Source organism: Limnobacter sp. G6BE5S, from assembly GCF_058448965.1.
Window position 1 is genome coordinate 376,819 of record NZ_JBZFLM010000003.1, and the last position, 14,496, is coordinate 391,314.

At 53.0% G+C, this 14,496-nt stretch carries 10 protein-coding genes; 4 read left to right on the plus strand and 6 right to left on the minus strand.

What is annotated here, in order from left to right:
* Position 1 precedes the first annotated feature (1 nt).
* From ACVL1J_RS07485 to ACVL1J_RS07500, 4 genes are all read left to right on the plus strand, one after another.
* Positions 2-1,153 carry an extracellular catalytic domain type 1 short-chain-length polyhydroxyalkanoate depolymerase gene (locus ACVL1J_RS07485; protein WP_341238130.1) on the plus strand — a complete coding sequence of 384 codons (1,152 nt, stop codon included), beginning with the start codon at positions 2-4 and terminating at the stop codon, positions 1,151-1,153.
* A gap of 209 nt (positions 1,154-1,362) precedes the next feature.
* On the plus strand, positions 1,363-2,523 hold the full coding sequence (locus tag ACVL1J_RS07490; RefSeq protein WP_491665249.1) for a hypothetical protein: 1,161 nt from the start codon (positions 1,363-1,365) through the stop codon (positions 2,521-2,523).
* Positions 2,524-2,731: 208 nt separating this feature from the next.
* Complete coding sequence (locus ACVL1J_RS07495) at positions 2,732-4,939, plus strand: amidohydrolase family protein (protein ID WP_491665250.1); 2,208 nt, start codon at positions 2,732-2,734, stop codon at positions 4,937-4,939.
* Positions 4,936-6,357, plus strand: coding sequence for a hypothetical protein (locus tag ACVL1J_RS07500; protein ID WP_341237539.1), 1,422 nt, complete (start codon positions 4,936-4,938; stop codon positions 6,355-6,357). The genes ACVL1J_RS07495 and ACVL1J_RS07500 overlap by 4 nt, the downstream gene beginning before the upstream one ends.
* 1 nt (position 6,358) lies before the next feature.
* Here ACVL1J_RS07500 and ACVL1J_RS07505 read toward each other — a convergent pair whose 3' ends face one another.
* The 6 genes from ACVL1J_RS07505 to ACVL1J_RS07530 all read right to left on the minus strand — a co-directional run bounded on the left by ACVL1J_RS07505 (position 6,359) and on the right by ACVL1J_RS07530 (position 14,451).
* Complete coding sequence (locus tag ACVL1J_RS07505; RefSeq protein ID WP_491665251.1) at positions 6,359-7,015, minus strand: peroxiredoxin; 657 nt, start codon at positions 7,013-7,015, stop codon at positions 6,359-6,361.
* A 31-nt stretch (positions 7,016-7,046) separates the two neighbouring features.
* Positions 7,047-8,729, minus strand: a complete 1,683-nt coding sequence (locus ACVL1J_RS07510; RefSeq protein ID WP_491665252.1) for a sulfatase-like hydrolase/transferase — start codon at positions 8,727-8,729, stop codon at positions 7,047-7,049.
* A complete protein-coding gene (locus ACVL1J_RS07515; RefSeq protein ID WP_491665253.1) occupies positions 8,726-11,335 on the minus strand; it encodes a glycosyltransferase in 2,610 nt (869 codons plus the stop codon). The genes ACVL1J_RS07510 and ACVL1J_RS07515 overlap by 4 nt, the downstream gene beginning before the upstream one ends.
* 23 nt (positions 11,336-11,358) lie before the next feature.
* On the minus strand, positions 11,359-12,252 hold the full coding sequence (locus ACVL1J_RS07520; RefSeq protein ID WP_491665254.1) for an alpha/beta fold hydrolase: 894 nt from the start codon (positions 12,250-12,252) through the stop codon (positions 11,359-11,361).
* Positions 12,249-13,235 (minus strand): hypothetical protein, encoded by a 987-nt coding sequence (locus ACVL1J_RS07525; protein WP_341237541.1) that lies wholly within the window; start codon positions 13,233-13,235, stop codon positions 12,249-12,251. The genes ACVL1J_RS07520 and ACVL1J_RS07525 overlap by 4 nt, the downstream gene beginning before the upstream one ends.
* Positions 13,236-13,350: 115 nt before the next feature.
* Positions 13,351-14,451: a calcium/sodium antiporter gene (locus ACVL1J_RS07530; protein WP_341237542.1), complete on the minus strand. Its 1,101-nt coding sequence runs from the start codon at positions 14,449-14,451 to the stop codon at positions 13,351-13,353.
* Positions 14,452-14,496: the final 45 nt, after the last annotated feature.

The following is a 14,496-nucleotide window of genomic DNA, read 5'->3' on the forward strand; positions in this document are numbered from 1 at the left end:
GATGAAACCAGCCTCCATCAAAACCTTTTTGCAGTGTTCCACTACTTTGTTGATATTGGCCAGCGTGCTAAGCGCGTGCGGCAACGAAACACCTGCAAGGCCACAGGCCACCCGGCAAAATGTGAACTCCACAGGTTTGGAAACAATCAACGAACCGGCCCAGCAGTCTGCTGATTTTTCAAAGCCAGGAATCATCAGCAATCACACCTTCAACTCCGACAACCCATTGATTGGATCCCTGAATTATTCCGTCTACACCCCCGCCTCGTACAATCCGGACAAACCTGCACCGCTATTGCTGGCCATACATGGTTGCAACACCACCGCGCAAGAATTCATGGCATCCAGCGCCCTTCACCCAACAGCCGAACGAGAAGGAATCGTGGTGGTGTACCCGGATGTGCCTTTAAGAAACGAACCATTGAAATGCTGGCAATGGTTCAACCCGATCAGCCAGGTCAGAGGTTCTGGTGACCCGGCCTTGCTGGCAGGAATTACGCAAGAAATCATCGTGAACATGAACATCGACGAAGATCGTGTTTATGCACTTGGTATGTCGTCTGGCGCGATGATGACCAGCATATTGGGTGCAACCTACCCGGACGTGTACGCTGCAATTGCAGAAAACGCTGGTTGTGCATACCTAGCTGGCGCAACATGCGCATTCGTAGGCCCCACCCTTCCCGACGACACGCTGGGGCAACTTGCGTTCGACGCGATGGGAGAGCATGCCCGCGTAATGCCAGTGCTTCAATTACGCGGTGACCAAGACACCACCGTGCCTATCTCAAACAGTCCACAAGTAATCAACCAATGGCTTGCCACCAATAACTACGTGATGACAGGTACAGCGACAGCGCCTTTTGACAGGCAGCCCGACGTTACATTTCAGAATCAGAAAAGCAACGGGTATGCATTCACAGTCAGTCGCTATACCGACAAGCAAGGATGTTTACTTGTAGAGGACTGGGTCATTCATGGAATGGGGCATTTTTTCTCGGGTGGCAGCCCCAACACAGACGCCGCTGAATTTGCCGACCCCAAAGGTCCCATGATGGCAGAGATTTCCTGGCGCTTTCTTTCCCGTTACAAGCTGTCTGATTTCACGGATGGCTACAAACCAGCCAAAGCGGCATGCATAAAAGACCAGTAAGTCGGGTTTTCTTATCGCTTTTGCTTCTTCCCGCAGAAGTGTTCGCACACTCCTTTGGCAAGGTATACACATTGCCCATGCCCTTGCATGTCTATCTTGCAGGGGTGTCTTTTGCCCTTTTACTCTCTACTTTGGCTGCCGTATGGATGTACAGGGTTGACCATACAACATGCCGAAACATGAATGCTGCCGATCAACGGACAAAACCCTTGAAGCAACATTCGTGGATTTGGGTCAGCACTTTTTTGTTGATGATGTGCATGCTGACCTCGGCGATCGGAAACAGAAATCCATTTCTGAACATCAGCATGAATTTGTTCTGGATCGATTTTCTGCTCTTGTTCTTCTACATCAATTTTTTCGTCAACAAGTTTTCAGTCATCAATCCCTGGCAAGCAATCGTATTCTTTATTTTTGAAAAATTTCAAAAATTCTTGCCTGAGCCTGCTCCACAAGCTTCTGCTCCACTGCACCTGCTCACCCTGCCCATATTGTGCATGGTGGCTCTGTTTTCCATTGAGCTTTTGACACATGCAAACCCCCGTGCATTGGCGGTTTTTCTGTTGCTCTATCTGCTGATATCAATTTATGGCGCAAGCCGAATCGGGCCCGTGAGGTGGTTTAAAGACTACGATTTCTTCAACCTGTTCTTTGCTGTTTTCACGATTGCAAGGCTCAAGGATCGGCGGGCGCTTCGGCCACTTGAAACCTGTATCGTATTTTTCGTTCTGGCCACAACCACATTCGACGGAATCAAAGAATCATTGCTGTGGTTATCCATCTACTGGGGCGGTTTTTACCAGTCGGTTCTGAATGGCATGCTTGGGCTGCAATACAGCGCAGATTTCAAATTACTTCAAGCTGTGTTCACCACATTTGAGGCTTTTACACTCATCGTCATTGCCCCCATCGTCTATGTTTTGTTATTCGCATTCTTTTCTATTGCCACAGCACAAATTCTCAGCGTCAAGAATCAACTGCCCCAGTTATTTTTCAGCGCTGCCAGAAGTGTGATACCCATTGTTGTGACTTACCACGCGGCCCACTATCTCTCATTGCTGGGGGAGCAGGCTTTTCAGCTTCCATTCATGCTTGTTGACCCCTTTGGCTGGGGCTGGTTGCCTGAAATAAGTAATTTACGCCTAACCATGGCATGGACCTTCGACCCAGAGTGGGTCTGGTATGCACAGGTACTCCTGATTCTGGCGGGCCATGCATGGGGAGGAATCATGATTCATCACGCGATCGGTACGTATTCATCAACCTCAAACAGATTGCTTGTTGCACATTCGGGAGCCTTGCTATTGATGGTGAGCCTGACCACGATTGGCCTTTGGGTTCTGTCATTGCCAATCAATCCAAATTCTTGAGCGGCGATAACTCTGCTGGAGAGCCCAGCTGGATGAGCCCCTAGGCGGATCTTCGATTTATATACCCAGGCTTTTTTCATTCCTGTTCCCGTGACCGAAGTGTCGCCCTTTTTACATTACTGGCATTCTCACTGTCACAAACACATCTAAAACTTCCACACCTTCAGTAAGAGTAAATCACCACCAAATTTTGAACGGGGTTTGCCTGATGAATGTGAAGTCACTTCTCGCCTTGAGCGCAACAGCAGCACTCCTTTCCGCCTGTCTTTCAAGCGGCGAATCCACAACAACAACCAGCGGCGCTAGCCAGCCGGTCACGCCCAGTGAAACCCCGCTGCAGCTGTCTGAATTCTCGGTGGCCAATGGCTGCTTTGGATTGCAATCGGCGTTTAGTCGCCAGTTTGTGCAACCCGCCGCAGCCCGCTACGCCGCGGGACCCGCCACAGAAGCGGAAAACTTCACCATGCGGCCCACAGAATTGGGCAAATACCTGATTTACGGTAGCGACCGTCAAATGGTGACCGTGCAAGGCAACACCCTGGTGGCCAGCGCAGAACCCGCCAATGCAGCGGTGTGGCAAGCCAGTTTTGACCGGGCCAAAAGCCAGTTCAGCTTCACCGATTCAACAGGCCGGTTTTTGGCCTTGGACGAGACTTCCGGCTTGACCCTGGCCAATGCCGCCAGCGAGCGCACCGCCTTCAAGCTGGCACCGGCCAGTGATTGTGCCGCCTACCCTGAAATGCCCACCGCCATGGAAGGCACGCCCTACAAAGGTCGCGGCGAAAATCAGCCCATTGTTGGTTTTGCCGACACCCACACCCACATGGGCATGTCCAGCGAAATGTCATTGGATGGCAGTGTAGGCCCATCCGCAGGTGGCGTGCTGTACGGCGAAGTGGTGCACCGTTTTGGCATTCCCCATGCGCTGGGCAGTTGCGAGGGATTCCATGGTCCCAATGGCATTCGGGATGCCAACAACATTCTGGAAACCACGCCGGGCGCACAACACGATACGCAAGGCTGGCCAACCTTTGTGGACTGGCCCCGCCGCAATTTCCTGACCCACCAAGTGATGTACCACGCCTGGGTTGAACGTGCATGGCGCGCAGGCTTGCGCGTGATGGTGAACCACGGCACCAACATTGCGGCACTGTGCCGTATCGGTCAAACTTACTCAGGCAAACCCGAGGCGGATTGCGACGACATGGGCGTAGCTACAAAACAGGTGGAATACCTGTATGACGTGCAAGACTACATCGACGCCCAGTTTGGAGGGCCCGGCAAAGGCTGGTACCGAATTGTAAAAACACCAGCGGAAGCACGCCAAGTAGCAAACGAGGGCAAGCTGGCTGTGGTGCTAGGCGTGGAAGTAGCGCAGGTGTTCAACTGTGGCGTGACCATGTTGCCTGGTGGCGGGGAAATCCGCAAATGCGACCAAACACAGATTGATGCAGAAATAGAAAAGCTTTGGGCACTGGGTGCGCGCCACGTGTACCCCTTCCACGACATTGACAGTTCGCTGGGCGGCGCTGGTATTTTCAGTGGCGACGTAATCAACTTTCTGAATTTCCTGGACACGGGCGCCTTCTGGAAAACCACCGAATGTCGTGACTTCCCGGAGAACGAACCTTCAGTGCGCGAACCGGGTACCAATATGACGACTGCAGTTCCTGGTACTGGCAGCAATGCACTGACCACTATGCTGCTGGAGGCAGTGGGCGGTATTACACCGCTATACCCAGACGGCAAACGCTGTAATGCCCGAACGGTAACTGACCTTGGCAAGTATGCACTGACTGCCCTGATGAATCGTGGCTTTGTAATCGACATTGACCATGCGGCCTACCACAGCAAAGATGTGATGCTGGATTTGGCAGAAACCATGAATCCGCCCTACCCCATGGCCTCATCCCACGACGCCCATGGTGGTTTAACCAGCGACCAGGCAGTGCGCATGCTAAAAAGTGGCGGTGTGATTTACCCCTACAAAGGCAACGGCATCAAGCATGTGGAGTTTCTGGAAAAGCTGAAATTCTGGCGCAACAAGGCAGGGTTGAATAACACCCTGCTGGGCCTGGGTTATGGCGCAGATGGCAACGGCTTTGGTGGACACCCTGGTCCGCGCGGCGGCAACAGTGTGCCCGTTCAATATCCCTTCACCCTGTTCCGTGGTGAAGGCTGGGGCTCACGTTATCAATCACTGCCTGCCATGAAAGTCAATTTGCTGACCATACCTGAGAGTGGCAAGTTCTGGCACATCGACGAAGTGGGCATGGCGCACTATGGCATGGTGGCCGACTTTGTTGAAGAAGTTCGTCTTGAAGGTGGCGGCGAGGCCATCGACGCGCTGTACAACAGCGCCGAGACTTACGTGCGCATGTGGGAAAACGTGTACTACCGCAACAATCCGAAATGATTGCACGCTGGTTCACTGCGGTGCTGCTGGCAGCACCGGGTAGCGTGTGGGCACATGCATTTGGTGAACCAGTGCAGTTGCCCATGCCCTACGGGCTTTACATTGCGGGCTCGGTGCTGGCGCTTGTGTTGTCATTTCTGTTGCTGGCCCTCGCCGGTCGCTATTCCACCAACGGGCAATTCAAAGTACAACTGGCCTTGGTGGCGTGGCCTGCGAAGTGGGTTCATGCTGCGCGGGCAGCAGGTTCACTATTCTGGCTGAGCGCGTTGGCGTTTTGTATCGTGACCGGCCTTGTGGGCAGCAACGACAGCCACCGCAATATCAACATGACTTTCTTCTGGATCCTGTTTGTATTGGGTGGTTCCTACGCAGCCCTGTTGATTGGCGACTGGTACAAGTACCAACACCCATGGCGTTTTTTGTTGCCCGCCCGCTGGAAAGGTTTTTACAACTATCCAAAATGGCTTGGGCACTGGCCCGCGTTGGTTCAGTTGGTCACCCTGGTGTCGATCGAATTGTTTTTTCACAGCACGCCACGCAAATTGGCCTTGCTGCTGATCGCGTTTGGCGCGTTCAACTATGCAGGCATGCTGTTGTGGGGAACACGGCGCTGGCTGCAGCGCGGCGAGTTATTTGCCGTACTGTTTCGCTTGTTCGCCGCCTGTGCACCACTGCGCAGAACACGTGGTACCGACGGAAAATACCGCTGGCGATTCACGCTGCCTTTCTCTGACCTTCGCCACGCACGGCTGTGGCACCCCGCGCAATGCCTGTTTGTATTGTTTCTGCTGTCTTCCACTGCCTACGACGGGCTGCGGGAAACCGCGGTGTACTTCAACCTGTTTTGGCAAGACCCACTGGGGCTGTTGACCGCTGCATTTGGCGATCACCCCATGAAAATTTACCCCACAGTGCGCCCGTGGTTTATGGCCTGGGAAATTATTTTGTTGTTGGTTTCCCCGCTGTTCTACCTGCTGCTGTTCATCGCATTTCTAGCCTTGGGGCGAGTGTTGACCGGCGGGCAACAACCCATCGGCTTGCTGTTGCGCCGTTACTTGCCCAGCCTGGTACCCATTGCAGTGGTGTACCACTTCACGCATTACTACACCCTGCTGTTTAGTCAGGGTTTGAAAATTCGGGGTTTGGTGTCCGATCCATTCGGTTGGGGCTGGAATATTTTCGGCAATGCCATAACTGGCCGCCTGCCCTGGTTGCCCGACATGGCCAACATCTGGACCAGCCAGGTGGCGCTGATTCTGGCAGGGCATGTGGCAGCTGTGTGGTTAGCCCACCAGCAGGCGTTGCAACTTGAACGCAGCAACGGGCGCGCCACATTAAGCCAACTGCCCATGCTGGTGTTGATGGTGGTGTTCACCAGCGTGGGGCTTTGGATTCTGGCGCAGCCGCTGCAGGGTTAGATCACTGCGCCGGCATTTTCGTGGTGCGCAGGTACGGCAGCTTAATGTCAATTTCGCCAAATTTCTCAGTGGCCTGTTCATTGTTCAGCGACAAGGCCACGATCACATCCTGCCCTTGCAGCCAGTTGGCCGGTGTGGCAATTGGCTTGCCATAAGTAGTCTGGAGTGCATCCAGTGCACGCAACACTTCCGCAAAATTTCGGCCCACCGACATGGGGTAAGTCATGGACAACTGCATTTTCTTGTCTGGGCTGAAAATAAACACCACGCGCACGCTGGCAGAGTCTGCGGCAGTGCGACCATCGGGCAAATATGCATTGGCAGGCAGCATGTCCAGTGCTTTGGATACTTCAAGCGACTTGTCCGCAATAATCGGAAATGACGCTTTTGCGCCAGAAAACTTCTCGATATCACCTTTCCAATGCGTGTGCTCCTCCACGCCATCCACCGAAAGACCGATGACTTTGGTTCCGCGCTTTTTCCATTCCTCGGCCAACTGGGCCACTGCACCAAACTCGGTGGTGCACACAGGCGTGAAGTCTTTGGGGTGACTAAACAAAATGGTCCAGCTGTCGCCGATGAAATCGTGCAGCATGAATTTTCCCTGATCTGTTTCCAGGCTTAGGTTAGGCACCACATCATTGATTCTTAATCCCATTGCTTTCTCCTTGTTGAGGCATTTCACGAATTCAACTGCCGAAGCCTTTCAGCAAGACGGCAGTCAGCTCATTCAATGTCCCCAAGGGTACTCGTTTCTGAGGCGTCAATCCATTGGTGAAACCCATCGCCCTGAAACGATCCAGCAAGCGACTGTCTTTCGACACGATAAAAACAGGTACATCCCAGGGCGTGGGCTCTCGGGACACGCTGCCTGTGGGCTGGTGATCGCCGATCATGACATACACGGTTTCTCTGGGCTCGGGCTGACTGAAGTAACCCGCCAGCCACGTGTTGGTGTAGTTAATCGTGCGCAGGTAATCTGGCTTCATGTACTCCCAGTTCACGGGCTCGGCTTGCGCGCGTGCAGCTTCGGCGGCATCAAACGGTTGTGGGCCCAGTAATTTTTTCCAGTCGGACTGGTAAGGCGGCACTTGATGAAACGGGAAATGGCTGGAAATTGTGGGGAAAAAAGTGAAGCGAGGCTTGGCCGATTGATCACGTGGGTACAGCTGATCAACCCGGGCGGCAGCAAACTGGTCAGGAATTTTCCAAAAGCCAAATGCAGGGCCTTGGTAGTTCAAGGCTGGGCCATCAATGTATTGATCAAAGCTGTAAAAGGCGCGCTCAACCCATTCCCACCCCACTGAATGGTACAAACCAAATGTTTCATAACCATCACGTTCGAACACGTCCAGTAAGGTTGGGCGTTCGGTGGTCAGAAGTACGTCGTGCTTGCGCGAATCTTTCAGATCGATACCAGACAACACCGACAAATGAGCCAGGTCACTGGCACCGCCAATAGTTGGCGACACATAAAACGCGGACACCACATTGCGGCCACTGGCCAGTATGGACTTTTCAAGCTGTGCACGGGTTTGAGCGACCGCGGCCGACGAGTCCTTTTGGTCATACAACACGGCGCCATACGTTTCAAGAAATATCATGTGCACATCGCGTTTGTTCAATGCACCCAACACGGGTGCATCTGTTTTGGCCAAGGCCTCGTCAATCACCGTGCTGGCGGGCAAAAGTTGTGCGGCCCGGGAAGGTATCAAAATATCGCGCAGCTTTAAGGCTTCTTTCCAGTACACGGGCACCACTGCTTTGGAAACAAATGTGGGTTCGTCCGGGTTTTCCGAGTAATTGGCGATCACAATGACGCCAGCCAACAACAGCGCACTCCACAGCCACGGGGTTTTTGCCACAGGCTGAACCGCCTTGCTCACTGTGTTCATCGCCATTACCAACAAACGGTAATAAGCCCACACGACTGCGCAGGTCAACAGCACAACCAAGGCGGTAAGCCACACAGGCAAACCTTGAACAGTGACCCAAACAAAACGGGGAAGCTGGGGTACATCCCAGTAAAGGTTGACGGGGCGCCCCAACAAATTGGGCACCACGACATCGGCGTAATGCCCCACCGCCATCAACAAGTAAATTGCCGAAACAATGCTCAACGCCCGAAGGGTGGGCTTGCCAAACACGGCCACCCATGCCGACAACAGCATGAGCAAACACACGAACTCGGAAGACACACCAAGGTCGGGCAATACATAGACCGTGGGCCAAATGGCTGAAAAACAAAGCGTGGAATTTAAAAAGACCAGGGCCAGCAACACCTGACCACTGAAACGCCATTTTGAAACTTCCGCGCTTGTGCCAACGCCCAGGCCCAAGCCACCTCGCAGTGCGGTATCTGTTGAACTCATGACTGCTTTACACCAACTTCATTGTGCGCCGCGGCCCGTGTGGGCGCAGCACTGAGTAAGGAAACGACGAACGCCGCTACGAAGGGCAAACTCTGGGACACCAGAACCAGGCACCAGGCCAGGTTTTCTTTGGAATCGAAACCCAATTGAAAATAAATCACCCCTACCGCACACAACAACACAAACGCCAAAACAGATTCATCGCGGGCAGCATTCATGGCATAAAGAATGGCCATTCGGTTGGCCATTTTGGGTGTGCGAATGAACGGGATTTTACGGCCAACAAACAAACCCGACAAGGTGGCCCGCCCAATGGCATAGCTCAAAGACAGCCCGGCCAGGGTGGCTGCAAAGGCTGTTCGGAAACTGGCTTTGACTTGCACCAAATACAAGGTGAACAGTTTGGTGATTTTGAATAAAAAGAACATGATTGGCACAACACTGATCAGCAGCGGCGGTGCATTGAATGTCAATGGGTCAAAAAGCATTAAACCAGACCACACAATCGCCAACAGCGTGAAAACCAGATTGAGACCGTCTGCCACCCAGGGCAGCCAACCTGACACAAAGTGATACCGCTGACCTGCAGTCAGACTGCTGCGCCGAAAACCCAGAAGCTGGCCTGCGTGTTCACGCAAAATTTGCATGGCACCGTAGGCCCAGCGGTGTCGCTGTTTTTTGTAATCCGTGAATGTGTCGGGAATCAGGCCGTGTCCATAACTTTGGTCGATATACACTGCCTCGTGGCCTTGCTCAAAAATTCGCAAACCCAGCTCAGTGTCCTCAGTAATGGTACTCACGCCCCAGCAGCCAACCTTCTCCAACACAGACCGGCGAACCATGGTCATGGTGCCGTGTTGAATAATGGCATTTCGCTCATTGCGAGTGACCATGCCCAAATGGAAAAAACCCTTGTACTCCGCATAACACAACGACTTGAATGCACTGTCTGCACCGTCGCGGTAATCTTGCGGCGCCTGTACGATCGCAATCTCGGGTTTTTCGAACTGTGGCGCCAAATCGCTTAACCAGTGTGGCTGCACTTTGTAGTCTGCATCAATCACCGCCACCACTTCTGCATGCGGGCAGGTTCTTTCCAGCGCGTAATTCAAGGCTCCCGCCTTGTAACCGCTCAAGGGTTTTACGTGAAAGAAACGGAAGCGCTCACCCAACAACTGGCAATGCGCCTGCACAGGGCGCCAGGTATCATCGTCTTTCGTGTTGTTGTCCACCACGATTACCTCAAAATTCGGGTAATCCAACCTGGCCAAAGCATTCAAGGTGTCGATCAACATCTCAGGTGGCTCTTCATAAGCCGGCACATGCACAGACACGAATGGCCGGTACTTGGTGACCACTGAACTGTGTGAATCGGTGCGCGTGGGCAAGGTCAGCAATCTGCGTCGACTGGTGTACCACATGGCCTCAGCCCACTCATGGGCCTCCGACATCACAATGACAAAAACGCCCACCACACCCAACAACAAAAACACGGAAATGGCCACACTGACCCAGGTGTGGTACTGCAGGGTGAAGTCGTAAATGACATAAATGATCAAGGACGAAATAACGAAGGCATTGAAAATCAAAAATGTGCGCCCACTGTCTCGCAGGGTTCTGCTGTCAATCAGCAGCAGAAAAGTCATCATCAAAGCCACCACAATCGATGCAGCGGCCAACAACTTCCATTGCGGTATCGCAATAATCGGGCGGTCTGGCTCAAACTTCGGCTCACGGAATGAATCGAACACCCCCCAGTGCCCACCCACGCTGCCTTCAATGTCAGATTTCCACGGTTGGTCAAACGCCTCCATCACATAAAACACCATGTGCTCTTGTTCGGCGCGCGGAATGAAACGACGCAGAAATTTGGCCTGGTTGGCCTGCGATGCATCCGCCTGTTTGATTGAACGTCCGTTACTGGGCCAACCCACCTCGGTGACCACAATCGGTTTACCCGGGAAAGCCTCCTGCAAACGTTGGTAGGTGTTGATTGAAAAGTCCACGGCATTGTCCAGCGCAATGCCTTCCCAGAAGGGCAGCAGGTGAACCGCAAGGTAATCAACATGCTCAGCCAGTTCCGGGTTTTTCAACCACACATGCCAGGGCTCAGCCGTGCTCACCGGTATGTCTGTTGCACTGCGTACCTTGTCGAGGTAGGCAATCATTTGAGTCAGGTTCAGGTCCTCACGAAGCAAGGCCTCGTTGCCTGCGATCAGGCGCACCACATTGTAGGGTGGGCTGTGTGCAACGCTGAGCAAGCGATCCAGTTCTTTTTCATTGGCCTGCAGATCGGGGCTTAACCATGCACCCAAGGCGACATTGATGTTGTGCGTTTTGGCCAGTGCAGGAATTTCGCCAAAAATACCGGCCACTGTGTAGGTTCGAATGGCAAGCGTTTTACCGGCCAGCAAGGACAGGTCCCGATTAATGTCCTCAACCTTGGGTTCGATGTTGTCGATGGGGCTTTGCCCAGCCTGGTAAGGCGAAAATGCGAAGCCTGGGATAACCTGATTCCAGGGCGGTACCTGTTCAGGTTGGTTGATATAGCCATAACCTCCGACAACCAACAACACAAAGGCAAACAGTGCAAAAACGGAGGGCATGGGCGTACTGCTTTAAAATCGATTCAATGAATTCTATCTTGACCACGAAGATGCGCAAGAAGTTCTTTCAACACCGCATCGGGCCGCTCGGCCTGAAGAAAATGGCCACATTCGGACAGGGTACACGTTCGAACGCCTTTCGGAAAACATTGGGGCTCTACCATGGCAGGCAGCAATGCCGCTTGCATGCAACCATCGTTTTCACCGGCCATGACCAGGGTTGGCACAGCGAGCGGCTTTCTGGACAAGGCGTAAATTGAACGGGTCGCAGCGCGATGCAAGGTGAACAAGGAACGGTAGTACCTTGTTGCAGCCCAAGCCACGCCTGAATTCGAAAATACGTCAAATACCGCTTGAATCTCGGCTTCTGAATACTTCCATCCCGGTGACCAACTGTTCCACAGTGCGCGAATTCGACCAAACTGGTTGACCAACAATTTGGCTGGCGCATTGCTCGATTGCATTTCAAGCATGTAAGCCGATTGCCTGAGTTGCCGGGGCATTAAACGCCAGGCTCGCTCCACTTTTTGAAACGGTGGTATGGCCAACAGGCTCAGTGATTTCCAGGCCTGCGCATCGGTGGCAGCGGCGGCCATTGCGGCCACAGCACCCCAATCGTGCCCGACCAGGTGAACATCACGGCCTTCAAATTTTGCACGCCACGCCAACAGGTCCAGCCCGGCATTGAACGGATCGTAAGCCGCATCAGGATTTACCGAGCCCGGCGTGTACCCGCGAAGCCAGGGTCGCACCACTTGGTAGCCTGCCTGCACCAACCCTTCGGCCACGCCGTTCCAGCTGTGTGGTGTATCAGGAAAACCATGTACAAGCATGGCAACAGCGCCCTGTTCAGGACCGTCAACCAAAGCGCTGAGCAGCAAGTTGTCTCGCTGCAATTGTAGAACCGAACGGGTCATAGGGAGCGGCTGAAGTTGCCCCGGAAGAATGCCTCCAGACGGAAGGTCAAGGCCACATAGGGATCGCGATTGCCTTCGGTTGGAAAATGAATTTCCGGAATGATGTCCATGAACAAAACATTCTTGTGAATATCTCGGCGGTAGTGAGCCTGCAAAATATAATCCTTAATCGTGTTCTCGCCACGGTCTTCACCCACAACAATCAGGGCGTAACGCAAGGCAGTGCGTGAATCCAGCACCTTGTTAATTTCTGCGGTTTGAGAAAACACGGTGGAATCACGCCTTTCCTCGTACTCGGCATAGGTCTGAAAGCGTAAGGTGTTTTTCTCGTCGAGCGGCTTGTTGACATCAAAATTTGTTCGCACCTGCAAGCCGCGCTGATTGAACTGGGTCACCCGGCTTGAAGAATTGATTTGCCATTTGCTCTCGCTGAAATTCCACTGCCGCAGGGCGGAATAACGCACATAAGGGTCAAGTGGTGTACCAAATTTCACACCCAAACCCAAGCCTTGAACCCATGCTTTGGTTGGGTCCTTTGAAGAACGCTGCTCCAGGCCAACGGCGGAATTGTTGGTGCTGAATCGTTCGCCACCGCGCACCTCGCGGACGCCCTGCTCCGAAAGTCGGCTCAGGGGCTCTTCAATGTCACTTTCAATAATCAGGCGCAATCGCTTTTTGGTCGTGGGCAAGTCCACCCGGAAACGAACGCTGGGATCGATCTTGGACTCCCCGGGCTGAAGCCGGGTGTCCAGCGCAACGCGAAGAAAAGATTGGTTTTCTACAAACAGGCTGTCTTCCGTACCAAAAAACTGGTCGATGCCGCGTGCCGTGTCATCAACCATTTCAGTCAAGTCGTAATGCACTGGCTCAAAACGTTCTTGAAGCCAAACAGGCAAATCACTCTCAGTGTTCGCAGCGTGGGCCACATTGCCCAAAGTAAACACGCACAAACCAACTGCAACAACGGCGGGGCCTATTTTCAAAGCCTTCTCCTGATCAAGCTGTACTGCAGGTCAATACACGATACCAATTTACGCCTTTAAACAAGGGGGCGTAAGTACCCGGATCTTGTGATCAATGCTGCTAAACGGGGCGAATTCAAGCGTTTGAATTGCCGCCAACACCGCTTTTTCTGCGCAGCAGGCTGACCACCAAAGTGATCACCGTAATTGGCACCACAAAACTGAGCATGGTGTTTGAATACAACTCAAGTGCATCATGGCCCTGCGCATCCAGAATCAGGTAAACCACATAAGCGGTGTAGTAGGCCAAAAACACGCCACCCTCCCAACGTGCAATTTCCCGCCCGCTCAGAAAAATAGGCAAACAGGCAAACGCCACCGCCAAAAGCACCCACATGTCGAACGCCAACAGCGAAGGCGCGACTTGCAAGCCAAGCGGTGCGGCCACCAAACTTGAAATACCCAAGCACGCAAAAATATTGAATGTAGAACTGCCCACCACGTTGCCCACGGCAATGTCGCGTTCGCCCTTCAGTGCCGCAGCAATCGAGGTCGCCACCTCGGGCATGGAGGTACCGGCAGACACAATGGTCAACGCAATCACCACATCACTAACCCCCATGGCCTTCGCAAACACAACAGCGGAACCCACCAACCACTCCGAACCCAACACCAGCAAAACCAGACCCAACGCAATCAGTCCCAACTGCACGGGCAATCTGGAATCCCAACTGCCTTGATCAGCCGGGTGTAATTCTTCTTCAAATTCTGCCTGGGCTTCTTTGACCTGAGTTCGCGACTGAATAATGAGAAACGCGGTATAAGCCACCATGAGCACGGCGAGAATACCGCCATCACTCCAGGACAGTTGCCCGTCCAGACTTAACAAAAGCAAAAGCACAGAGGCACCAATCATGATGGGCACCTCTTGGCGGATCAATTGAAGATTAACCACCAAAGGGGTAATCAAGGCGCTTAAGCCCAAAATGAAAAGCACATTGAAAATATTGCTGCCCACCACGTTTCCGATGGCGATGTCTGTAGTACCTGCGATGACAGCACCAACTGAAACAGCAATTTCAGGCGCGCTTGTACCAAAGGCCACAACAGTCAACCCCACCACCAATGGTGAGATACCAAACGAGAAAGCCAAATTCGAAGCGCCGCGCACAAGCACATTGGCACCAAGCACCAACAGAACTAGACCGGCCACAAAGAAAAATACATCGACAAGCATTCAACTTCTCCTGCGCAACAACCCCATTGTGAGGGATGAGAATTC